Annotated in this window: 20 protein-coding genes, 1 other RNA gene and 2 pseudogenes; 7 read left to right on the top strand and 16 right to left on the bottom strand. The window is 61.8% G+C overall.

The features are described from left to right. Positions 1-21 precede the first annotated feature (21 nt). Positions 22-777, top strand: a complete 756-nt coding sequence (locus AC3LCN_RS03010) for a glycosyltransferase family 2 protein (protein WP_488648611.1) — start codon at positions 22-24, stop codon at positions 775-777. Here AC3LCN_RS03010 and AC3LCN_RS03015 read toward each other — a convergent pair. The 6 genes from AC3LCN_RS03015 to dnaA all read right to left on the bottom strand — a co-directional run bounded on the left by AC3LCN_RS03015 (position 774) and on the right by dnaA (position 8,161). Continuing rightward, positions 774-1,262, bottom strand: a complete 489-nt coding sequence (locus tag AC3LCN_RS03015) for a bifunctional nuclease family protein (RefSeq protein ID WP_488648612.1) — start codon at positions 1,260-1,262, stop codon at positions 774-776. The genes AC3LCN_RS03010 and AC3LCN_RS03015 overlap by 4 nt on opposite strands. 18 nt (positions 1,263-1,280) lie before the next feature. Continuing rightward, the gene (locus AC3LCN_RS03020; RefSeq protein WP_488648613.1) at positions 1,281-3,767 is read right to left on the bottom strand and encodes an SMP-30/gluconolactonase/LRE family protein; all 2,487 of its coding nucleotides are present in this window, start codon (positions 3,765-3,767) and stop codon (positions 1,281-1,283) included. A 15-nt stretch (positions 3,768-3,782) separates the two neighbouring features. Continuing rightward, the gene (locus AC3LCN_RS03025; protein WP_488648614.1) at positions 3,783-4,124 is read right to left on the bottom strand and encodes a DciA family protein; all 342 of its coding nucleotides are present in this window, start codon (positions 4,122-4,124) and stop codon (positions 3,783-3,785) included. After that, a complete protein-coding gene (gene recF, locus AC3LCN_RS03030) occupies positions 4,121-5,275 on the bottom strand; it encodes a DNA replication/repair protein RecF (RefSeq protein WP_488648615.1) in 1,155 nt (384 codons plus the stop codon). Before recF ends, AC3LCN_RS03025 begins: the two co-directional genes overlap by 4 nt. Positions 5,276-5,306: 31 nt before the next feature. After that, the gene (gene dnaN, locus AC3LCN_RS03035) at positions 5,307-6,422 is read right to left on the bottom strand and encodes a DNA polymerase III subunit beta (RefSeq protein ID WP_488648616.1); all 1,116 of its coding nucleotides are present in this window, start codon (positions 6,420-6,422) and stop codon (positions 5,307-5,309) included. A 311-nt stretch (positions 6,423-6,733) separates the two neighbouring features. After that, positions 6,734-8,161, bottom strand: a complete 1,428-nt coding sequence (gene dnaA, locus AC3LCN_RS03040; protein ID WP_488648617.1) for a chromosomal replication initiator protein DnaA — start codon at positions 8,159-8,161, stop codon at positions 6,734-6,736. Between the two features lie 443 nt (positions 8,162-8,604). Here dnaA and rpmH point away from each other — a divergent pair, with 443 nt between their 5' ends. The 6 genes from rpmH to AC3LCN_RS03070 are packed head-to-tail and all read left to right on the top strand — an operon-like array spanning position 8,605 to position 11,953. Continuing rightward, the gene (gene rpmH, locus AC3LCN_RS03045) at positions 8,605-8,739 is read left to right on the top strand and encodes a 50S ribosomal protein L34 (RefSeq protein ID WP_445843764.1); all 135 of its coding nucleotides are present in this window, start codon (positions 8,605-8,607) and stop codon (positions 8,737-8,739) included. A gap of 35 nt (positions 8,740-8,774) precedes the next feature. Beyond that, positions 8,775-9,113, top strand: coding sequence for a ribonuclease P protein component (gene rnpA, locus AC3LCN_RS03050; RefSeq protein WP_488648618.1), 339 nt, complete (start codon positions 8,775-8,777; stop codon positions 9,111-9,113). Further along, positions 9,110-9,346, top strand: coding sequence for a membrane protein insertion efficiency factor YidD (yidD, locus tag AC3LCN_RS03055; RefSeq protein WP_488648619.1), 237 nt, complete (start codon positions 9,110-9,112; stop codon positions 9,344-9,346). The genes rnpA and yidD overlap by 4 nt, the downstream gene beginning before the upstream one ends. Beyond that, positions 9,343-10,479: a YidC/Oxa1 family membrane protein insertase gene (locus AC3LCN_RS03060; RefSeq protein ID WP_488648620.1), complete on the top strand. Its 1,137-nt coding sequence runs from the start codon at positions 9,343-9,345 to the stop codon at positions 10,477-10,479. The genes yidD and AC3LCN_RS03060 overlap by 4 nt, the downstream gene beginning before the upstream one ends. After that, positions 10,479-11,381, top strand: a complete 903-nt coding sequence (jag, locus tag AC3LCN_RS03065) for an RNA-binding cell elongation regulator Jag/EloR (RefSeq protein ID WP_488648621.1) — start codon at positions 10,479-10,481, stop codon at positions 11,379-11,381. Before AC3LCN_RS03060 ends, jag begins: the two co-directional genes overlap by 1 nt. Before the next feature lie 17 nt (positions 11,382-11,398). Further along, complete coding sequence (locus tag AC3LCN_RS03070; protein WP_488648622.1) at positions 11,399-11,953, top strand: DUF4287 domain-containing protein; 555 nt, start codon at positions 11,399-11,401, stop codon at positions 11,951-11,953. 29 nt (positions 11,954-11,982) lie between these two features. Here the strand turns inward: AC3LCN_RS03070 and ssrA are convergent. The 10 genes and pseudogenes from ssrA to AC3LCN_RS03120 form a co-directional block, all read right to left on the bottom strand. Then, positions 11,983-12,358: a transfer-messenger RNA gene (ssrA, locus tag AC3LCN_RS03075) on the bottom strand. A 50-nt stretch (positions 12,359-12,408) separates the two neighbouring features. After that, on the bottom strand, positions 12,409-12,927 hold the full coding sequence (gene smpB / locus AC3LCN_RS03080; protein WP_488648623.1) for an SsrA-binding protein SmpB: 519 nt from the start codon (positions 12,925-12,927) through the stop codon (positions 12,409-12,411). Positions 12,928-13,213: 286 nt separating this feature from the next. Beyond that, positions 13,214-14,431: a S41 family peptidase gene (locus AC3LCN_RS03085; protein ID WP_488648624.1), complete on the bottom strand. Its 1,218-nt coding sequence runs from the start codon at positions 14,429-14,431 to the stop codon at positions 13,214-13,216. A gap of 28 nt (positions 14,432-14,459) precedes the next feature. Beyond that, the gene (locus tag AC3LCN_RS03090) at positions 14,460-15,383 is read right to left on the bottom strand and encodes a cell division protein FtsX (RefSeq protein ID WP_488648625.1); all 924 of its coding nucleotides are present in this window, start codon (positions 15,381-15,383) and stop codon (positions 14,460-14,462) included. Continuing rightward, a complete protein-coding gene (gene ftsE / locus AC3LCN_RS03095; protein ID WP_488648626.1) occupies positions 15,383-16,108 on the bottom strand; it encodes a cell division ATP-binding protein FtsE in 726 nt (241 codons plus the stop codon). The genes AC3LCN_RS03090 and ftsE overlap by 1 nt, the downstream gene beginning before the upstream one ends. Positions 16,109-16,117: 9 nt before the next feature. Then, positions 16,118-17,194, bottom strand: a pseudogene (gene prfB, locus AC3LCN_RS03100) (peptide chain release factor 2); the annotation flags it as partial. Between the two features lie 109 nt (positions 17,195-17,303). Then, complete coding sequence (gene secA / locus AC3LCN_RS03105) at positions 17,304-20,012, bottom strand: preprotein translocase subunit SecA (RefSeq protein WP_488648627.1); 2,709 nt, start codon at positions 20,010-20,012, stop codon at positions 17,304-17,306. Positions 20,013-20,025: 13 nt separating this feature from the next. Continuing rightward, positions 20,026-20,259: a hypothetical protein gene (locus tag AC3LCN_RS03110; protein WP_488648628.1), complete on the bottom strand. Its 234-nt coding sequence runs from the start codon at positions 20,257-20,259 to the stop codon at positions 20,026-20,028. Beyond that, positions 20,256-21,296: a ribose-phosphate diphosphokinase gene (locus AC3LCN_RS03115; protein WP_488648629.1), complete on the bottom strand. Its 1,041-nt coding sequence runs from the start codon at positions 21,294-21,296 to the stop codon at positions 20,256-20,258. The genes AC3LCN_RS03110 and AC3LCN_RS03115 overlap by 4 nt, the downstream gene beginning before the upstream one ends. A gap of 31 nt (positions 21,297-21,327) precedes the next feature. Continuing rightward, positions 21,328-21,518, bottom strand: a pseudogene (locus tag AC3LCN_RS03120) (hypothetical protein); the annotation flags it as partial.

Consider the following 21,518-nt stretch of genomic DNA (forward strand, 5'->3'; position numbering starts at 1 on the left):
CGGTGAGGGGGGTTGTGGAAGGTGCCACTGCAAGAGCTCTCGCTCTTCTTCCCCTGCCATAACGAGGCCGAGAACCTTGAGGCGCTCGTCGACGATGCGCTCGCTGCGCTCCCCGCCCTCGCCACGACCTATGAGGTCATTCTCGTTGACGACGGTTCGCGTGATGACACTGCCCGCGTAGCCGAGCGCCTGGCGCAGCGGCACGGGGGAGCCGTTCGCCTGGTGCGCCACGAGGTGAATCGCGGATACGGCGGTGCGCTTCGTTCAGGTTTTGCGGCAGCACGGTATGACCACCTTGCCTACACCGACGGTGACCGCCAGTTCCGTGTTGCTGACCTTGCGCGCCTTGTCGAATGTGCCGAGGCAACACGCTCGCCAGTTGTCATTGGATATCGCCTACAGCGCGCTGATCCGGCGCTGCGTCTCGTCTACGCAACGTTCTACCGTATTGCAAATCGCCTCTGGTTTGGACTGCGTGTCCGCGACGTTGACTGCGCTGCAAAGCTGTTCCACCGTGACGCGCTGCGTGGGGTCATCGTGCACTCTGACGGCGCCTTCTTCTCAGCAGAGCTATTGATTCGTTTGCAACTCGCTGGCTTGAACATTCGTGAGATTGGCGTGCCGCATTATCCGCGTACTGCCGGCTCGCCAACAGGGGCGCGCCTCTCGGTTATCGCGCGAGCCATTCGCGACTTCTGGTCGCTGCGGATTGGACTCTGGTTGAACCGCTCTGAAACGCTCTCGCGGGGTCACGCGCTGTTGAACGACGAGCGCTAGCGCGCTGCCGGTGGCTCCTCGCCGTCGAGAGAGTTAACGAAGTCACGGAAGAGCGAGAGCCGCTCCTCTTCAGCAGCCTCCGGAACGATCCCTTCCGCTGAGAGCAGTTCTGTTGAGATAAAGATTGGAGCCTCGGCACGTAGCGCGAGTGCGACTGCATCACTCGGCCGTGCATCTAGCTCAGCCTCTTCGCCGCTTGGGGCAACCATCAACATCCGCGCGCGGAACGTCTCGTCACGGACTTCAATGATGCGCACCTCGCGAAGTGTTGCCCCTAGGGCACGAATGGCGCGGAGTGCAGTGTCATGCGTTAGTGGCCGCTCTGGTGTGATTCCCTGAAGGTGATAGGCGATGGCGCTGGCCTCGTTGGGCCCAATCGGGATCGGCAGGTAGCGCGCCTCTTCGGCGTCGCGTAGGAGTAGCACGTGCGTCCCAGAGATCATCTGGATGCGCACCCCCTCAACCACCGCGCGTCGTAGTTCCATCGCTCTATGATCGCACGCTTACGGCGTGGGAATCGGGGTCTCGATAACAGGATCAGGAGTTGGGCCAACGCTGGCCCCTGGCCCTTGTGTAATCGGTTTCCCAAGGACGGCGCTACGCACACGCCCTGCCTCAGCCCAGACAAATGTTGGTGCCCCGCCATCAGATGCGGGGAGGATGTATCCGCCGAGAATTTCACCGATTTGGTCGACTTGATCGCTCATAACGTACTGCGCGAGCATGGCGCCGGAGGAGGCCTTGCTGTACGCGATCACTCGGTGTGCGCTGCTATCCCAGACGTAGATGATCCCTGTTCGGCTCGCCCCCGCGGACATCACGACCGTTGGGGTGAGCAGGGGCCGCAGTAGCTCGTCGCCAATCTCTGCTGGGGTCCACTCGTCTGGCGCACCGCCTGAGTAGCGGCGCAGCGCACCGCCGCTCGTCATATAGACATCGCCGTCGATCGCGATGCCCGTCATGGTGCCCAGCGACATCGGGTTGATCAGATACGCCGTTGGGGCGGCGGGGTAGCCCGTGCCGTCGGGGGCTGGCTGGTACCGCAAGATCTGACGTGCCGACGGGTCAACGACGTAGAGGCGGTAGAGCCCAGTCCCTGGGTCGGCTGCGAATCCGACAATCGCCTTGACGTCGCTCCCCCACAGCTCGCCGTCGCGAACGCGAAGCTTGACCAGCGTCCCCTTGCCGGCTCCGCCGGAGGGGCGCCAGCGCCAGAGGTTGGAGGAGGCGTCAAACACCACGAGGTCGGGCCCAGCGGCGGTGATGAGGAGTGCGCGCCCAGTGCGCGTGCCATAGAGGTCAAACCCTGGCTGGTACACAACGGTTGCACGGCCGCGCTCGGCATCGATTCGGTACACCGCGCCCGTCACCTTATCGATGACATATGGCAGGCCGTCTGGCCCCTGGACGATCGCCTGGATCTCGACTGTAGCGCCTGCCGCTTTAAAATCGAAGAGTTCGATCGGGGTTGTGTTGTTCACCAGAAAAATCTTATTGAGCGTCTCTGTCGCCTGTGTTCGTAGTGTCGTGATTTGATTGAGCGAGCCGCCTCCATTCTCTGCAATATTCAGGTTGGCAACAGCGGTGAGCAGGAGGCTCTTCGCGCGCGCCGGGTCGTTCATAAGAAGGTTGGTCTGGGGATCAAGCGCTTCACCGATACCGATCTCTGCGCTTCGTAGCGCCTCGCGGGCCTGCGCCGCCGTGTCCAGCTCGGGGCTTGACCCATTTAGGACGAGTGCCGTTGCGCCGCCGATCCCTGCGACCAATAACGCAGCGAGAAGGATTGCGGCTGAGCGACGTTGACGCGTGCGCTGAACTTCGTGCTCCGCCTGCTCGTCGCTCCCTGTCGCTGCACGAAGCGTTGGCTCAGCTGGCGTGGCTGTCAGCCATGGTGCTCGTCGCTCAATCTCGTTTGCAATGCGCGCAGCAACGCGCTGCCAGAACGACGTTGACGTTGCGGCGCGCTCTCGCCAAGATCGCTCAGTTCGTGGCTCTGCTGCGCTGCGATGCTCTGCGCGCAGTCGCGCCTCCGCGCGCGCACTCGTTTGCGCTACTCGCACTGCATCGCTTGTCCGCTGGTCGCGGGCTGGAGGCGGTTGAGCCTTCCCTCGCGCACGTGCGTCCGCCCCGCTTCGTGTGCTTGGGCGTCGCGCATCGATCACCGCCTGTGCTGCGGTGTCAATCGGTTGATACGGCCGTGTCTGCGCGTCTGGCCGATTCGGATCAGCTTTTGGCGCCACTGGTTTTGCAGCGGCGATCCGCGCCTCGCGTTCAAGGTTCCCCTCCTCCCAGCGTGCGCGCGCATTGATCATTGCGACTTCAACCGGATCAGTTGGAACATTGATCAGCGTGTCGGAGTCTGGCGCTGCCCACTGAACAGCCTTTCGCACCGGTAGCAGCACCTCAAGAAGCACCGCTGGGTAGGCGAGTGGTGCGAGTACGCCGCTCACAGGTGTGTGTGCTTTGACTGTGCGTTTCGCATCTTCCGACGTGATCGCCAGCGCGACGCGATCTTTTGGAGCCATCGAGAGCCGTGTCGCTGAGATCCCGCCGCGCTCGAGCGTGCGCGACGATGCACCAGGCGCCTCCTCGGGCAACATGGTTGTCGACATGCGACCCTCGGTAGTTCGCCGTGCGGCAATCGCTACGCCGCTGGTTCGCACTACAAGGACCTCGTTACGCGATAGGGCGACGAGCCCAACTGCGACGCTCTCGCCGAGTCGCTTTTGGGCAGCGGTGAGGGCGCGACGCGCTCGCTCCGCGGGACTAGCCGACGCGTCTTTGTCAAAGAGGTCAAGCGTTTCGTTGGCGGCTTTTTGGAGTTGTGCTGTTGTCGCACCGACGAGCGAGATGAGTACGGCGCGTGTGCCAAGTACGCGCTCCTCGGACGGCCCCTTCGGCGTGCGTGCGAGCAGCAGCCAGCCTGGACCAAAAGCTGGCTCGGCAGCGGTTAGTACTGCAGGGTGAATGGTCTGTTCGTTCTGGTCCATGTGTTGAGAATACGCTCAGTCTTGCTCGCTGCCTGAGATGGCGATCCGGACTGTTAGGCCGAGCGAGCGTTCGCCGCCGGGTCGCTCGCTAAAGGCGCGGGCGAGTTCTGCACCGCGAAGGTGTAGCTCTTGTGCTGCCACGGGGTTCCGTGCTTCAACAATGAGCTGGCCGCGCTCAATAGCAACGAGGTGGCTGACGGGGGCGAGGTGTGGCACCACTTCTCGCAGGAGATCACCGAAGACGCCCATTGTTCGCGCGAATCGGAGCTCCTCTTCAAAGCCGAGGGCGCGCGCCGCTTCGGGGAGCAGTCCGGCTAGACCCTCTGGTCGCCCCTTTCGTGGGCGCTTCGTGCTCACGCTGACACGCTGCTGCCCTGTGGGCCCCGCTGGATCTCGCGCGAGGTCGCCCGCGCCACAAGGCTGGGGGCTAAGTCTTTGAGCGCGGTCGCCGTAATGATGCTCTGTGGCAGCGAAATGATGCGCGCCACCAGGTGTTCGCGGCGTTGTGGGTCGAGCTCGGAGAACGCGTCGTCGAGTAAGAGGACGGGCGGATGGCCGTGCTCGTCGGTAAGCAGCTTGATCTCAGCGAAGAGGAGCGCGAGAAGGAGGCTGCGCTGCTGCCCGCGTGACGCTGTTGGGGCGATGTCGTTCCCACCAACGTGAAAGGCGATGTCGTCGCGGTGTGGGCCCACGAGCGTGTATCCCTGATAGCCCTCTGACTCGGCCGTCTGGTCGAACGATTCCGCAAGGCGCGTCGCGCATTCGCTCGCGGATTCGTCGGGGCGGTACTCCTCACGCGAAAGGTAGTGCGTTTCAAGTTCGGCTTCGCTCGGCGCTACCTCACGGTGCGTTGCCGAGAGAACTGGGGCGAGCGCTGCAAGGAGGGCGAGGCGGCCGGCCGCCACCTCTGACCCGGTAGTGATCAGCATCTCAGTCCATGGGCGCATCTCGCTAGCGATGGCTCGGCGTGCGGCGCCATCCACCTCAAGCGCATCTTTGAGCAGGCGGTTGCGCTGACGGAGCGCACGTTCATAGCGTGTCAGGGACGCCTCGTACCCGCGCTGCCACTGCGACGCGACACGGTCGAGTAGCCCGCGTCGCACGGCTGGCGCGCCGACAACCAAGCCGGTCTCTTCAGGAACAAACGCCGCGACGCGCAGCCGCTGCCCGAGCGCCGTTGTTGTGCGTGGGGTTCCATTCAACTGGTGCTTCGCTCGCCCGGCGCGCGAGATCGCTACGCCAAGCGTTGACTGCGCGAGTGTGTCCGTGGGGTCTGCGCCGTCATCGCGCACCGTCACCAAGATAGACGCCTGGTCACCGTCGCTAGCAATCACTTCGCGGAGCGCGCCGGCTCGGTGTGAGCGACCCGTCGCAGCAATGATGCACGCTTCCAGGATGGTGGTTTTTCCCGCGCCGTTCTCGCCCCAGAAGATGTGCGTCCCTGGTGTCAGCGCGACGTTGCCGTTGGCCCAGCTACGAACCTGGTGGAGCCGTACGCTCTCAATCACTGCTGCGCCGCGCGTTCGCGAGCGGTACGGATCAGGAGGGTGTGCGCACCGGCATCACAACGTGCAGGTAGTCGCGACCGTCAAGCGGGCGAAGCAACCCGGGTGCGACTGGGCCGGTGAGCTCGAGTGAGAATTGATCGGCCTCCACGCGCGAGAGCACGTCGACAAGGTATTTCGCGTTGAATGCGATCGTTGTTCCCTCGCCCTCAACCTTCGCCTCGATGTGCGCAGCGTGGTCGCCGACATCCGCCGCTGCTGTGATGTCAATCGCGCCACCACCGGTGGTTGTGATGGCGAAGCGCACGATGTGCGCAGACGCGTCGGCAACAACCTGTGCCAACTTCACTGCTGAGAGGAAACTATCTCGATCGAGCGTGACCTTTGTGGTGTGACTTGTTGGAACAACCTGTTGGAAGTTTGGGAACTGCCCCTCGATCAGGCGGCTCACCAACATGGTGTCGCCGAGCTTGAACTGCAGCTGGTTCTTTGTTGGGGTGAAAGTGATCTCAACAAGGTCTTCCACATCTGAGAGGAGGCGTAGCAGCTCTGCATATGACCGAGCAGGCACGATCAGGTTTGTCTCCGAGGCCGCCTCTGCGAGCGGTGCGCCAGCGACGGCGATGCGGTAGTTGTCGGCGGCCGCGAATGTCGCCTTCTGGCCGGTGAACTTAGTCAGCACGCCAGTGAGGATCGGCCGCGCCTCGTCACCAGCGGCGGCGAAGACGGTCGACTCAAGTGCTGCCTTCAGCGCTTTCTGTGTGATGCGCGCTGTTGGTCGCTCGCTGGCGGCGCCCACTGGTGGGTAGTCATCGGCTGGTGTGGCGCGAAGATGTGAGGCGTTCCGACCACACTTGATCTGCGCACGCCCGTCTGCAAGGAGCGAAAGGTCGATCTTCTCGTTGGGCAGACCGTTCACCACATCGGCGAGCAGCCGGGCGGGGATGGTGGTGGAACCCTTCTCTTCAACCTTTGCGGGGACCCAGTGGGTAATCGCAATGTCAAGATTTGTGGCAACAAGGCGAAGCCCGCCATCCTCGGTTCCAAGGTATACGTTCGACAGGATTGGCAGGGTGTTACGGGTTGCCACAGCATGGCCAACGATGGCGAGTCCGCGGGCTAAGTGCTCCTGGATTGCCGAGAGCTTCATCTGTTCCTCCACATATAGGTTCCCTCTCTAGGGTAATAGTGTCTTAGTTGTTTTAACTCGTCATCACCGTATTAGTACTGTGGGCGATGTGGAGAGCCGTGCTCACCTTCGCACAAACGCGCCGTGGGAAGGGCCCCTCTCCACGTGGAGAACCCCCACCCACCCCCCGGGGCACCCCCGGGGCTGGGGAGACTCTGCGGAGAACCGCACGGGGTTACCCACACCTTTCTTCATACCCTCTTGAGAAAACCACCACAAAACCACACCTGGAGGGGCTTTATCCACGAGATGTCCACACCTGCAACGGGGGGCTACGGTCGGGCGGCGACCCCTTGGCCGAGGCGAAGAAGGGCTTCGCGTAGAAGGGCAACCTCTCGGCGCAACTCACCGTCGTAGCCCATCTCCCGTTCGATCTTGGTGCAGGCGTGAATGATGGTCGAGTGGTCGCGACCGCCCAAGGCAGCCCCAATGCGAACGAGCGAAGCGTCGGTCTCCTCGCGGGACAGGTACGCCGCGATCTGCCGTGGGGTCACAATCTCCCGGTCGCGCTTCGGTCCACGGAGCTGCTCAACCGTCAGGCTGAAGTGCTCGGCAACGGTGGCGACCACCTGCTCTGGCTCAAGGATGCGCTTCGGGTTTGGATAGACAGCCTCGTTCAGTACGCGCGCCGCGAGCTCCATCGTGACCGGCATGCCGCTGAGTCGGCCAACAGCGACAAGTCGCGTCAGTGCGCCTTCAAGCTCGCGCACGTTGCTCTGCACGCGGCGCGCAACCTGTTCAACAACATCGTTTGCAACGATGACGCCACTCTCTTCCGCCTTGGCGCGCAAGATTGCAATGCGCGTCTCAAGATCTGGCGACGAGATGTCGGCGATGAGACCCCACTCAAATCGCGAGCGAAGGCGCTCCTCGAGCAACGAGATCTCTTTCGGTGTGCGATCCGACGTCAACACAATCTGCTTCCCGGCGGAGTGCAGCGCGTTGAAGGTGTGGAAGAACTCCTCCTGCGTGCGCTCCTTATCGGCGAGGAACTGAATGTCGTCAATGAGGAGCACGTCAATCTTGCGGAAACGTGAACGGAATGCCTCAGCGCCGCTCTGCTGAATGCTCGTGATGAACTCGTTGGTGAACGCTTCGCCTGTGATGTAGAGCACCTGACGCTTCGGCGAGCGCTCGGCAACCGCATTACCAATGGCGTGCAACAGATGTGTCTTACCAAGGCCGGTGCCGCCATACAAGAAGAGCGGGTTGTATGCGCCACCAGGCCGCTCGGAAACGGAGAGCGACGCAGCATGCGCGAGACGATTTGCTGCGCCAACAACGTACGTGGCGAATGTGTAGCGAGCATTCAAGTTCGTTGCGCGCGTTGGCACATCGCGATCAATGATGCGCACGCTCTCTTGTGGTGCGGTGACGCGCGGCGCTGCGTCGGTTGCGACAACACCCTTCCCCTTCGCGGCGAGTGCGCCGTGTGCATCAAGCTCTGCGTCGCTCACCACTTCAACGGAGAGCGTCACGCTATAGCCAACAACTTTTGCCAACGTCTGTGCGATCAGGGAGCGGTAGCGCTCATCGACCCAATCTTTTGCGAAACCAGATGGGACACCGAGAACAAAGGTGGCACTCGACTCGTCGACACGAAGGAGTGCGGTGCGACGGAACCAGGTCTCGAAGGTGGCCTGCGAAAGGCTGATCTCCAGCTCTCCGAGGACCGCGCGCCAGACCTGTCGTTGATCCATTCCGCGGCGCCCCCCTTTGTCCCGTTGGTGTACGCCACCAACATCGCGGCAGAAGGGCGAGTTGCCGAGGAGTCGGCGGTACCACCCTGGTGCAAGATTGAGTCTGTGCTGACTGACTCACGCCAGCCCCTCCCACAGCCCCGTTCAGAGAGACCAACCGACGGTGTGATGTCGATCGGGCCCTTTGTGGGGAGGCGGAGAATAGCATCCACGGCGCTTCCTGCAAGCCCAGGCTCACTCCGATTTTATATACTCCCTAGGGGTATCTGGGAAAATCCCCGTTACGGGGGTCAGAATTGACATCGTCACCTGCGAGGAACGATACTTCCCCTCTCAGAACCGCCCTCTTCGCGGCCTGAGTGAAAACCAGGAAGAACCCCTTGGGGGCCACCGCCGACGAAGGCAACCGTGGCACTTGAGACCACCGGATCGGAGTGACACCAATGAAGCGAACGTACCAGCCGAAGAAGCGCCAGCGGTTCCGCGAGCACGGATTCCGTAAGCGCATGTCGACAACGTCCGGCCGCCGGGTCCTGGCCCGACGCCGCGCACGCGGTCGCAAGCGCCTCACCGTCTGATCAAGGCGGCGCGTACGCGCCCCAGGAGCATTGACATGTTGCGCACACCCTCTGACTTCGCCGCGCTAAGCGCCGCACCCGGCGTTACCACGCCGCTGCTCGGCGTTCGCCATCGCACCGTCGCCGTCACAGAGGGCACCGCGTCACTCCGACTCGGCATCGCAACGAGCCGCAAGGTGGGGAACGCCGTGGTGCGCAATCGCATCCGCCGTCGACTGAAGAGCATCGCGCGCGAGCTTGCACCACAAATGCGCCCTGGCGCAGAGATCCTGATCGGCGTTCGCACCGCGGCAAGCACCGCTTCAAGCGCAGAGCTGCGCGCCGCGCTCACCGAGTGCCTGCGCCGCGCCCGACTCGTCGAGGTGTCGGCATGAACGCGCTGCGACGTGTTGCCAATCTTCCAGCGATTGCTGGAACACTACTGATCAAGGCATACCGCGTGTTGTTTTTTTGGCCCCCGTCGAGCTGCCGCTTCGAGCCGAGCTGCTCGCGCTACACAGAGGAGGCGATCTTGAAGTACGGACTACTGAAGGGTTCATGGATGGGAGCCAAGCGCATCGCGCGCTGCTCGCCACTCAGCGCTGGCGGATTGGACCCAGTTCGATGAGCCGCCACACGTTGAAGGTCCTCGCACTGCTCGGCTTCGCACTGCTCCTGGTTGCCGCATGCGGCGGCGCTGGAGCAACGGCGAGCGTGAGCCCAACACCACACCCGCCGCTCGTTCCTGCTGCCCCAGGTGCGGATCCGTTTAGCCTGCTCGCCTGGCTCTTCACGCCAGTCTTCCAGGCGCTCTTCATCGGCCTCGTGCTACTTGATCGCCTCACCGGCGATGTTGGCATCTCAATCCTAATCTTGACGCTCGTTATTCGCGTTATCTTGATCTCGCCATACCGCAAGCAGCTGGTTTCACAGAAGCGCACCCAACTCCTCGCACCAGAGGTGGCGGAGATTCAGCGCCGCTACAAGGGTGACAAGGTCAAGATTCAGCAGGCACAGATGGAGCTCTACAAATCGCGTGGCGTCAGCCCGTTCGGCGGCTGTCTCCCAACGCTGTTGCAATTCATCGTGCTGATTCCGATGTACACCGTGATCTCGAACGGCCTCACGAACCCGAACCCAACAGGAATGTTGAGCGTCTTCGGGTTTAACATTGGAGATGCTGTTGGCGTGGTGTGCGCGAATGGTTTCGGCACCGCCGCCTATGACAAAATGAAGCCGTGCATCGAGGCCACCGTGCCATGGCTCGGGGGGCTGAATGCATCGAAGCCATCGGTTATTCTCATTGCCGGCTTTGGGGTCTCGATCCTCGCGATCATCAGCGCACTGCTGCAGGTGATTCAGACGCGCATGACGATTAATCCAAACGCACCGAAGAACGACGCAACTGCAGGGGCGCAGGGGCAGACCCTGGTCTTCCTGCCACTCATCTCGGTACTGTACGGCGGGATCCTTCCTGCCGGCCTGTTCATCTACTGGATCTCGTCCACGCTGTTCTCGATCGTTCAGCAGTACTTGATCCTCGGCTTCGGTGGGCTCTTCCCGCTCTTCGGGTGGACGCCTGCCTTTGCCGCTAACCATGCCCCACGCTTCCCAGTGGCAATGCCGGAATCGATTCCGAATGTTGCTGGGGAAGTGGTGGCACCACACGAGCGAACGGATCTTGACCGCGCTGCATCAGCGGCCGCCACGATCCGTTCGGCGAAGAAGCGCGACCGACATGGTCGACGAGGGAGTAAGTGATGGCGAACGAGAGCGCATACCAGGAGTTCACTGGGAAGAGCGTTGAAGAGGCACTCAAGGGTGCCTGCGAGGCGTTCAAGGTTGGCATCGGCGATCTCGATTTCGAGATCATTGCACCAGGGTCGCGCGGCGTGCTCGGCATGGGTGCTGAGCCTGCCCGCATCGTCGCTGCGCCAATCAGCGCACTTGGCGGTGCCGCTCCGAAGCGTGCCGGCGAGTCAAGCCGCCCAGCGCCGGCGCCGGTTCGCGAAGAGCGAGCGCCGCGTCCTACGCCACGCAACGATGCACCAGTAGCGCGAGCTGCTGCGCCACAAGCTGCAGGGCGCCCCGCGCCACGCGGCGATCGTGGGCCACGACCTGAGCGTGCACCGCGCCCTGAGCGTTCACCACGTGAGGAGCGGGAGCCACGAGAGCGACGCGAGCGCAGCGAGACGACGCCAGAGATGATCAGCGGCGGCAAGGAGATCCTTGAGACGCTGGTGAAGCACCTCGGCTTCGAGGCCGAAGTGCGCATCACTGGAACTGGTGCTGACACCGTGCTGAACGTTGCCGGCACCTCACCAGAGGCGGTTGATGAGTTGAACAACCTGATCGGCGGCCGCGGCGAGCGACTGCAGGCGATCCAGCACCTGGTCAACCTGATGCTCAGCCGCAAGATGGGCGAGTGGGCGCGTGTCACCGTAGACATTGAAGAGTATCGAGGTCGACGTGAGGCACAGCTCCGCGCACTTGCACGCAAGGCGGCAGACCGCGTGAAGGAGACCGGCCGCGCAGTGCAGCTTGAGCCAATGACGGCGCTGGAGCGCCGTTGGATTCATGTTGAGCTCCAGGAGATGGATGGCATCGCGACCGAGTCGGCGGGGGAAGAGCCAGTGCGCCGCGTCGTCGTTATTCCAGCCTAACCTCCAAACAGAGCGGAATGCCACCAAAAGATCCACGACGGGAGGCTCACTTCCCTGCAATTGAGAAGCGGTACGGCGAACCGATGAAACACTGGTTCACCGTGATGCAGAGCATTGCAGGGGAGCGCTACCCGGCACAGATCGCACATCTGCGAGAGAACTACGGATTCTCGCAGGCGCATGCAAATGCGCTGGTGCTCTTCTCGCGCGGTTCAACATCGTCCCAGCGACATGCAACGCCGACCGCCTATTTCAAAACCATTGATGCGCAGCAGGCCCGCACGATGCGCGCGGTCTTCAAGGTGGTGCGTGCAAAGTATCCAGAGCTTGAGTTCGTAATCGCCTACAACCAACCGATGCTTCGCAAGGGAACGCAGTATGTGCTCGGCGCATCAGCGTTGAAGAAGTACCTCCTAATCAATCCGTTTAGCAAGGCGGTCATCGACGCTTTTACTCCAAAGATAAAGGAGCTCCGCGTACTAAAGCACTCGATCACGATCCCCAACGACTGGGAGATCGACGAGAAGCTACTGCTCGCGATGGCCAAGGCGCGCATTGCAGAGATCGCTTAGCGCGCGCCGACGGCGCGACGGGTAAGAATTGGTGGAGATGGAGGAGAGTCGAACTCCTCGTCCGAAAAGCCTTCCTTGAGACCACTACGAGCGTGTCCTGCGGTTTAGTCTAAGTTGAGGCGCTCCCACAGGCCGGATCGACCCTCAACCGAGATACATGTCCCTAAATCGGGCTTACGCGATGACTATGCGTCGCTCGTCATCACTGCAGCTTCGCTTTATGACGCTTCCACGACCCGCGAAGCGGGGGCCGCTTCCACGCTCACCTTACTGCCTTAGGCAGCGAGGGCGAGAGCAGGCTGGCGATTGCCAGTTACTTCTTTTTGCTACCGGTTTAACGAGGCCTGATAGCAACCTCGACTCGCGTTCCCAAGGTGCGGATCTCCGTCGAAACCACGCATCCCCAAGGGGCGGATGATACCGCGCGTGCGGTGTGATTACTAGTACGAGCGAAGCTATTCGCCGCGCTTCCAGTCGCTGAGCTGGCGCTCCGCCTCGCGACGCCCCTCGCGATCGGCGATCGCGGCACGCTTATCGAAGGCCTTTTTCCCGCGCCCGAGGCCAATCTCGACCTTGCAACGCCCACGCGAGAGGTAGAGGCGCAGCGGAATCAGCGTGAGCCCCTTGGTCTTCACCTTCGTACCGATGGCGATGATCTCAGACTTGTGGAGCAAGAGGCGCCGCACCCGCTTCGGCTCGTGGTTCTGGCTGGCGGCACCGGGCCACTCCGCGATGTGCATGCCGATCAGGCGACCCTCGCCCGCCTCGAGGCGCACGTAGGCGTCGCCGATATCGGCCTTTCCAGCGCGAATCGACTTGATCTCGGTTCCTGAGAGTACGACCCCCGCCTCATAGCGCTCAATGATCTCGTACTCATACGATGCTTTGCGGTTGGAGGAGAGCGTGGTCCCCGAGGGGGGCGCCTTCGGCTTTGGGGCAGGGGAGGGCGCCGTCTTTACTGGGGCCTTAGCCATAGCGTTACCTCCTCTCGAGCTGCGTTGCCACCCGTGGGCGCCCCTGTAGGGTACGCGCCAACCGTGGGCGGGTGTACTGCGGGGTGACTAACGGCGGAGACGAGAGAGCCCCGGCCCGAAGGCCAGGGCTCTGCTCAGTTTTTACCGCTCTCGCGGGTCAACTATGCGCTGACCTCGTGAGAGGCGGCGGTACAACTGTCATTTGACACTGCACACCACCTCCTTTCGTCTGTGGCGAAGGATACGCCTCCGAAGGGGAGGGCGCAAGTACTGTGCAGCGCGAGCGCTACTTAAAGGCGCCCAGCGCAGCGTCCAGCACGGGGTCGGCGCCTGAGCCCTCAGGGGCCGAGGTAACGGCAATGTCGGGCGTTAGACCAACCTTATGGATCCAGCGCCCGTTTGGTGTCAGCCATTTGGCGATCGTGAGCTTTAAACCAGAACCGTCGCTGAGGTCAATGAACGTTTGCACAACCCCCTTACCAAAACTGGTCTCTCCGATGAGGATCGCCCGCCCACGATCCTGCAGCGCACCAGCGAGAATCTCGCTCGCAGATGCGCTCCCTTTATTCATCAGCACAACAAGCTGAATAGAGGCATTAGTCGCGACCCCGCCAGCCTGCGCTGTGGTGCTGGACTGCACACCCTTGCTGTTCTCTTCGATGTAGACCACGCCGTCGGCAATAAATTCACTTGCGATGGAGAGCGCCGTGGAGAGGTACCCACCTGGATCGTTGCGAAGGTCTAAAACAATCTTGTCGCCACCAGCACCGACGATCTTTTGGAGTGCGTCATGGAATTGGCCAGCAGCGATGTCGGTGAATTCGTTGAGCGCGATGTAGTCAACACGATTCCCAGCGGCTGTTTGCAGCTGCTTGGTCGCCACCGCTGGCAGTTCAATCTTTGCGCGAACGATTGAAACATCGCGTGGCGCAGTGGTGCCCGTGCGAACGGTGATGACCACAGTTGTCCCTTCAGCGCCACGCACCTTGAGCACCGCCTGGTCAACGGAGAGACCAGTTAGCGCATCACCATCAATGGCGAGAAATTTGTCGCTACCGAGAATCCCTGCGGCACGTGCCGGCGCCCCTTCAATTGTTGAAGCAACGGTAAGGAGGCAGTCTGCACTGATTGCCGTGCAAAGCTCACCCGCTGAGGTGCGCAGGTCAATCACGGCGCCAATGCCAGTGAAACTCCCTGAGAGCCCCTCTTTCATTGAGGCCATCTCTTCGGCGGTTAGATATTGGGAGTACGGATCATCTAGCGAGTTGACGAGGCCTTTGATCGCACCGTTAATGAGTGCCTCATTGGTCTCTGTACCAACATGCTGCTCCTGAATAAGGGTGAGGACCTCGTTGAAGCGCGTGAGATTGAGGGTGCCGTTCCCCTGTGCAGTGTTTCCGCTCGAGCGCAACCCGGCGTTATAGGCGGCAACGGCAATGATGACGGCTAGAAGGAGACGACCGGCTCGCGTGAGGAGCGGCGTTCCGTTCGGCGGCAGGCTCATGGTGGTGCTCCTTCGCTCTGCGTGGCGACTAGTTTAATCGCCCTCGTAGAGAGAGTAGCGCGCCGAGCGCTCCAAGGCCGAGCCCAGCGGCGATCACTGAGAGCGAGACCTGTCCGGCAAGGATCGCCGACGTTTGCACAGGAAGGACACGGAAGAGGTTGAGCATGACGGCGCCAATGCTGGCACTCAGAATGCCGAAGATGAAGAGTGTGATCAGCGCTCCGGCGGCCCCGATCGCGAGGCCCTCGAGAATGAATGGGAGGCGCACCCAGGTAGCGCTCGCGCCGACAATGCGCATGATCGCGATCTCATCGCTGCGCGCCAAGATTGCGAGCCGAATGGCATTGACGACCACGGCGAGCACCGCAAGCGAGAAGCCGATCACGATGATCAGCCCAACGATGCGCAGCGCACCAGTGATGGCGACGAGGCTCTCTGCAAGTGCGCGCCCATCAATGATGCGACTAAATGAAGAGGCCGAGGTAATCGATGCGAGGCCGTCAGCAACCTGCCCCGTGTCTGCAGGGTTGTCTAGGGCGATCTCGTAGCTGGCGGGCAGCGGGTTTACTCCAAGGTTGCCGGTGAGGTCTGGTTCGCCACGCTCCTTCAGGCGCACCTTAAAGGCGGCGAGAGCATCGTCCGCACTCACGTACGTAGCCCCCTTAACCCCGTCAATACCCTCAATTTGCACCTGAATAGAGCGAGCTTGGTTCTCTGTGACAGAACTCTTTAAATAGGCAATAACCTCAACCTTTGAGTCGGCATATGAGAGCGCTGCGTCGAGGCCTGCTCGAATCACGAGCACAGAGGCGAGGACCATCAGCATCAGCGTCATCGTCGTTGTGGCGGCGATCGTTGCTAATCGATTACGAGAGAGCCCATTTGCCGCCGCAGAGATGCTCAGCCGGATCAGGCGACCGCGATTTGACTGGCTCTCGCGCTGCACGCTCATCAGCCCACCCGGTGATATGTTGCGTTCGCTTCATCACGAATGAGGCGGCCACCCTCAAGGCCGATCACACGACGACGTAGCGTGGTGACGATGTCGGAGTCGTGGGTTGCTACCAGTACCGTGACGCCGAGCCGATTGATGTCCATCAGGAGTTCCATGATCTCCCAACTGATGAGCGGATCAAGGTTGCCCGTCGGCTCGTCGGCGATGAGCAGCTCCGGCTCACCGACGATGGCGCGCGCGATTGCCGTGCGCTGCTGCTCGCCGCCAGAGAGCTCAGAGGGATAACGATCGGCGAGACGCGCCAAGCCAACGATGCGCAGCGCGCGATCCGTAGCGGAGGCAACGAGCTCTGGTGCCGCTCCGGTCACCTCGAGCGCAAAGGCAACGTTCTCGCGAACGGTTCGTCGCGGCAAGAGCCGGAAGTCTTGAAAGACGACGCCGATCCGACGACGAAGCTTTGGCACCTCACCACCAGAGAGGCGATGAATCGGAAAGCCCGCAACGTAGACCTCGCCCGCCGTTGGGAGCACGTCGCGAACGAGAAGTCCGATCAGGGTGGACTTACCTGCACCCGACGGTCCAACGAGGAAGACAAACTCACCGCGCTGAATCGTGAGGCTCACATCACCGAGGGCAATGTGGCCACTCGGGTAGGTCACGGAGATACCCTGCAGGTCAACGACTGCGCCTTCGCTTGCACCAAAATCTACTGCGTTGCTCATCGGTTGATCCTACTCCTCATCCACACTGCCGCCAGCGAGCGGTGCCCCAGTGGAGACCCGCTCAAGCTCAGCAAGGATGAGCGCATCGAAGTCGCCATCAAGCACGCCAACGGTGTCTGAGGTCTGCTGGCCAGTGCGGTGGTCTTTCACCATCTGGTACGGGTGCAACACATAGCTGCGAATCTGGTTCCCCCAGCCGGCGGAGATCGTCTCGCCACGCACACGCGCAAGCTCATCTTCACGCGCACGGATCTTTAGCTCAATCAGCTTGCCGCGCAACATCCGCTCAGCGGTTTCGCGGTTCTGCATTTGTGAACGCTGGTTCTGACTGGAGACGACAGAGTTCGTTGGAAGGTGGGTGAGGCGCACTGCGGACTCAGTTTTGTTCACGTGCTGGCCACCCGCGCCACTGGAGCGATATGTGTCAACACGAATCTCATCCCAGTTGAGCGTGACTTCGGCATCATCCTCTACCTCTGGAATAACCTCGAACATTGCAAAGGTGGTCTGTCGACGTTTCTGTCCATCGAATGGTGAGATGCGCACAAGGCGGTGCACGCCACGCTCTGCGCGCAGCCATCCGAACGCATTGCGGCCGCGAATCTCTAGAACAACGCTGCGATACCCCGCACCTTCGCCATCGGTCGAGTCCACGATCTCTGCCGCGAAGCTATGCCGCTCAGCCCAGCGCATGTAGGCGCGCAGCAGAATGGCGGTCCAATCACACGCTTCGGTGCCGCCGGCGCCCGCTTGAAGAGTGACGATGGCGTCGGCGTCGGCGTACTCACCACTAAAGAGGAGTGAGGTGCGCGCCTTCTCGAAGTCGCCCTCAAGGAGCGCCGCCTTCGCAGAGACCTCGTCTTGCAGCCCCTGGTCAGCCTCTGATTCGGCCAGTTCGAAGAGTTCGCCGAGGTCGCGCGCGGCGGTGGTGAGCTCCCTCCAGAGGGTGAGCTCTTCGCGTAGTCCCTCCGCTTCGCGGGCGAGCCGCCGAGCTACTCTCTGGTCGTCCCAGAAGCCTGGGGCGAGCATTGCCGTCTCGATCTCGGCCAGGCGGGCAGCCTTTGTTACAGGGTCAAAGACGCCCCGAGGTTGCCTCGATGCGGCCGAGGAGGTCCCGCAGGGAGGCGGCGTCGACGCTCACCCTGCACCCTCACCCAGCCGAACCGCGGCACCCACGGGGGACTTGCTGCTCACGCTACGCACCATGGCACTTCTTGTACTTCTTCCCAGAGCCACAGGGGCACGGGTCGTTCCGGCCGACCGTGGCGGCGGCCGCAACAGGCGCCTTTGGCGCTGGGGCTGACGTGGTGCTCGCTGCGCTGGTGGCCACGATTTTGGGGCGCGGCGCCTCCTGCTGCACCACGCTAACGCGCAAGATCGATCGGCCGATGCTGACGCGGATGAGTCCCTGGAACTCGTCATAGAGTTTGAACGCCTCTTTCTTGAACGCATTGAGCGGATCCTCTTGGGCGTATCCGCGCAGCCCAATGCCACGGCGCAAGTCATCCACCTCAGTCAGATGCTCAACCCAGAGCTGATCGATGCTGCGCAAGATCACGGCGCGTAAGACGCGCGGCCAAATCTCCGGGCCAAACTCTTCTGCCTTCTTGTTGAGCGCCGCAAGTGCGGCAACCTCAATCGCATCAATCAAGATCGCATCCTCAACGATGTTCTCGAGGTTCTCCGGCGGCTCAATGCCAGCGCGTCGAAGGTCACCCTTGAGCGCCTCAAAGTTCCAATCGGCAGGAATCCCCGGAGGGCAGTGGGTCATGACGATGGAGCGCGCCTCTGCGCTGAGCGAATCCTCAACGGTCAGGTTTAGATCGTCGCCGTGCAACACGCGATCACGTTCGCCGTAGACGGTTGCGCGCTGCTTGTTGATGACATCGTCAAACTCAACGACGCGCTTACGAATGTCGAAGTTGTACCCCTCAACGCGTGTCTGCGCCCCTTCAATCGTGCGACTGACCATGCCGGACTCAAGCGCCTGTGTCTCATCAAAGCCGAGGCGATCCATCAGGCTCACGACACGCTCGCCAGCGAAGCGCTTCATGAGATCGTCTTCGAGCGAGAGGTAGAAGCGCGAGGAGCCCGGGTCGCCTTGGCGGCCTGCGCGACCCCGCAGCTGGTTGTCGATACGGCGCGATTCATGGCGCTCGGTGCCAAGAATGCGGAGGCCACCTGCGGCGAGAACGATCTCGCGATCTGTTGCGCAGGAGCGCTCCGCTTCAGCGAGCGCCTCGGCGTACGTCGTCGCATCAACCTCGGCGGGATTGAGTCCGCGCACGCGCAGCGCTTCCGAAGCAAGCCCAGCAGGATTGCCGCCGAGCACGATGTCGGTACCACGACCGGCCATGTTGGTGGCGATCGTTACAGCACCGCTGCGTCCCGCCTGTGCAACAACGGGTGCCTCGCGCTCATGCTGCTTCGCGTTCAAGACGTTGTGCGTAATCCCCTCGCGATTCAGTAGCGCCGCGAGATGTTCGGAGCGCTCAACGGACGTGGTGCCGACAAGCACCGGCTGACCGGCGGCACGTCGCTCCTTAATGTGCTCCACGATGGCGCCATCCTTGGCACGCTCAGTGCGATAGACAAGGTCGGACTGATCGTCGCGCACCATCGGTCGATGCGTTGGAATCGCGGTGACCTCAAGGTTGTAGATCTTGCTGAACTCCTCCGCCTCGGTCATGGCGGTACCGGTCATGCCGGCGAGTTTGCTGTAGAGGCGGAAGTAGTTCTGGAAGGTGATCGTTGCAAGCGTCACTGACTCACGCTGAACGTGGAGCCCCTCCTTCGCCTCGATTGCCTGGTGAAGGCCCTCAGACCAACGTCGCCCCGGCATCTTTCGTCCGGTGAACTCGTCGACAATAACAATCTCGCCACCCTCAACGATGTAGTCGCGGTCGCGCTTGAAGAGCGCGTGCGCACGGAGCGCCGATTCAAAATGTCGAGCCATGAGGGGATCACCGCTGTAGAGGTTCTCGATGCCGAGCATCTGTTCGACGCGAGCGACACCATCCTCTGTTGGTGAAACCGCCTTCTCCTTCTCGTCAAGGAAGTAGTCGCCGCCGCCCTCTGCGCCGGCGTCACGCGCACGCAGGCGTGGCACAAGCTTTGAGAACGTTGCATACAGATCCTGCGACTCTGCGGCCTGTCCACTAATGATGAGCGGCGTGCGCGCCTCGTCGATCAGGATGTTGTCAACCTCGTCGACGATGGCGAAGGCGTGGCCGCGCTGCACACGCGCTTCAAGCTCGGTGACCATGTTGTCTCGCAGATAGTCGAATCCGAACTCATTATTCGTGCCGTAGGTCACATCAGCGGCGTACGCCTCACGTCGGGTAACAGGGCGCAGTTTGGCGGTCTGCTCGTCGTTGCTGTGATGCTCGGGATCGAACAGATATGAGCTGTCGTGCGCAATCACGCCGATGCTGAGACCCATGAAGGCGAAGATTGGACCCATCCAGCGTGCGTCGCGACGGGCGAGGTAGTCGTTCACGGTCACCACGTGCACGCCGCGGCCACCAACGGCGTTGACGGTGGCACCGAGCGGACCAACGAGCGTCTTCCCTTCGCCGGTGCGCATCTCAGCGATCTTCCCCTGGTGCAACACAATGGCACCGAGGATCTGCTCGTCGTACGGGCGCATTCCTGTGGTGCGACGCGATGCTTCGCGAGCGGCGGAGAGAATCTCAGGCAACTCTTTGTCGAGCGCCACCTTCAGCGCTTCGCCGTCAAGGGTGCGCAGCACGGCGGAGATCGCGTCAATGCGCGACCGAATCTCATTGTCGGTCGCCGCCTCCATCTCGGTGGCGCGCGCGTTAACGGCGTCTAGGATCGGCTTGAGGCGACCGAGCTCGCGGTCGTTTGAATCTACAAGTCGGGAGAGAAAGCCAAAGACCATCGCGGGCGGAGGCCTAGCGCCAGAATCCGGCGGAGTACCCGATCACCAGGATGCCGAAGGTAAGCGCGGCGAGCACAACCCAGAAGAGGGCGCTTGCCGGCCTGCTGGTCGGATTCATTTCAGGATTGCTCATGGGCGCGACGTTCCATCGCGGGCTGCGGAGTGATGCGCGCCAGTCAACGTTCTTCTCAGGAGCGCGCGCAACAATGGCGCCGCGCTCGTCTGGGCGATGCAGCTTGAGGGTCATCGCCGCCGCGTTCGCTTCTCGCTCGTTGGAACGGTCGAGACTGGCCCCGTCTGGTGCTCATCCCAGAAGAGCATCTCCTCAGCGGTAGCCGACTCTTTTCCGAAGAGGGCACCAACCGACTCACCGAGATGAATGCGTCGGATTGCCTCACCGAAGAGCGGCGCAGAGGAGAGACGCTTGATCTTCGTGCTCTTTGCGTCGACCGGCATTGGTATGGAGTCGGTCACCACCACCTCGAGCACGCTGCAGTTTTCGATTCGCTCAATTGCCGGACCAGAAAAGACGCCGTGTGTAGCGCATGCCGTTACCTCAATCGCACCGGCCTTCTCAATGGCACGGACAATTTCCGTGAGTGTGCCAGCGGTATCAATCTCGTCGTCGACGATGACGACGCGCTTCCCCTTCACGTCACCGATGACGTTCAGCACCTCGGCCTGGTCGTTATTCCCTTCGCGTCGCTTCTCAACGATCGCGAGTGGCACATTCAGCAGTTCGGCAAAGGTGCGCGCGCGCTTCGCGAAGCCAAGGTCGGTCACGACGACGAGGTTCTCGGTGCCGCGCTGGCGCATGTAGTTGGAGAGAAGGTGCACTGCGGTCAGCTCGTCGACGGGGACATTGAAGAATCCTTGGAGCTGGCCCTGGTGCAAATCGAGGGTGAGGATGCGGTTTGCGCCGGCAACTTGCAGCATGTCGGCAACAAGTCGTGCCGTGATCGGCACGCGTGGTTGATCTTTCTTGTCGGAGCGACCGTAGCCGTAGTATGGAATGACCGCGGTGATGCGGCCGGCCGAGGCGCGCTTGAACGCGTCGATCATGATCAGCAGCTCCATGATGGAGGTGCTCACCGGGCGAGATGTGGGCTGCACGATGAAGACATCTTTCTCGCGGGCGTTGTCGAGAATCTTGACGAAGATGTTCTCGTTGGCGAAGGCGAAGACCTCTGCCTTGCCGATCTGGCGTCCGAGGTAGCGTGCGATCTTCGCCGCAAGTTCGGGGTTGGCGTTCCCCGTGTAGACGTCGATCGAATCTGCCCTCATCGCCGTCCTCTGCTCTCTGGACGGGCCACTCTTAGCGACCCGACCGCTTCTTCGCGGCTGGCTTCCCCTTTGCGACCGGCTTCCCCTTAGATGGAGTGCCACCCTTGGTTGTTGGGCGAGGTGCCTTCACAACCTTGGCGATCTCTGGAGCCTCGTCAGTTTCGTCCTCATTGTCGCCTGTGCCGTTGCGCTTTGCCAGACCCGTACGGAAGGCGGCGATCC

This window comes from Candidatus Limnocylindrus sp., assembly GCF_040397215.1.
Classification (GTDB): domain Bacteria; phylum Chloroflexota; class Limnocylindria; order Limnocylindrales; family Limnocylindraceae; genus Limnocylindrus.

Excerpts from the sequence above, each read along its gene's own strand:
- yidD (WP_488648619.1), top strand. The coding sequence starts at position 9,110 with ATGAACGCGCTGCGACGTGTTGCCAATCTTCCAGCGATTGCTGGAACA.
- jag (WP_488648621.1), top strand. The coding sequence starts at position 10,479 with ATGGCGAACGAGAGCGCATACCAGGAGTTCACTGGGAAGAGCGTTGAA.
- rpmH (WP_445843764.1), top strand. The coding sequence starts at position 8,605 with ATGAAGCGAACGTACCAGCCGAAGAAGCGCCAGCGGTTCCGCGAGCAC.
- ftsE (WP_488648626.1), bottom strand. The coding sequence starts at position 16,108 with ATGAGCAACGCAGTAGATTTTGGTGCAAGCGAAGGCGCAGTCGTTGAC.
- rnpA (WP_488648618.1), top strand. The coding sequence starts at position 8,775 with ATGTTGCGCACACCCTCTGACTTCGCCGCGCTAAGCGCCGCACCCGGC.
- AC3LCN_RS03085 (WP_488648624.1), bottom strand. The coding sequence starts at position 14,431 with ATGAGCCTGCCGCCGAACGGAACGCCGCTCCTCACGCGAGCCGGTCGT.
- secA (WP_488648627.1), bottom strand. The coding sequence starts at position 20,012 with ATGGTCTTTGGCTTTCTCTCCCGACTTGTAGATTCAAACGACCGCGAG.
- smpB (WP_488648623.1), bottom strand. The coding sequence starts at position 12,927 with ATGGCTAAGGCCCCAGTAAAGACGGCGCCCTCCCCTGCCCCAAAGCCG.
- AC3LCN_RS03060 (WP_488648620.1), top strand. The coding sequence starts at position 9,343 with ATGAGCCGCCACACGTTGAAGGTCCTCGCACTGCTCGGCTTCGCACTG.
- AC3LCN_RS03090 (WP_488648625.1), bottom strand. The coding sequence starts at position 15,383 with ATGAGCGTGCAGCGCGAGAGCCAGTCAAATCGCGGTCGCCTGATCCGG.
- dnaN (WP_488648616.1), bottom strand. The coding sequence starts at position 6,422 with ATGAAGCTCTCGGCAATCCAGGAGCACTTAGCCCGCGGACTCGCCATC.
- dnaA (WP_488648617.1), bottom strand. The coding sequence starts at position 8,161 with ATGGATCAACGACAGGTCTGGCGCGCGGTCCTCGGAGAGCTGGAGATC.
- AC3LCN_RS03015 (WP_488648612.1), bottom strand. The coding sequence starts at position 1,262 with ATGGAACTACGACGCGCGGTGGTTGAGGGGGTGCGCATCCAGATGATC.
- AC3LCN_RS03020 (WP_488648613.1), bottom strand. The coding sequence starts at position 3,767 with ATGGACCAGAACGAACAGACCATTCACCCTGCAGTACTAACCGCTGCC.
- AC3LCN_RS03110 (WP_488648628.1), bottom strand. The coding sequence starts at position 20,259 with ATGACCCTCAAGCTGCATCGCCCAGACGAGCGCGGCGCCATTGTTGCG.
- AC3LCN_RS03070 (WP_488648622.1), top strand. The coding sequence starts at position 11,399 with ATGCCACCAAAAGATCCACGACGGGAGGCTCACTTCCCTGCAATTGAG.
- AC3LCN_RS03115 (WP_488648629.1), bottom strand. The coding sequence starts at position 21,296 with ATGAGGGCAGATTCGATCGACGTCTACACGGGGAACGCCAACCCCGAA.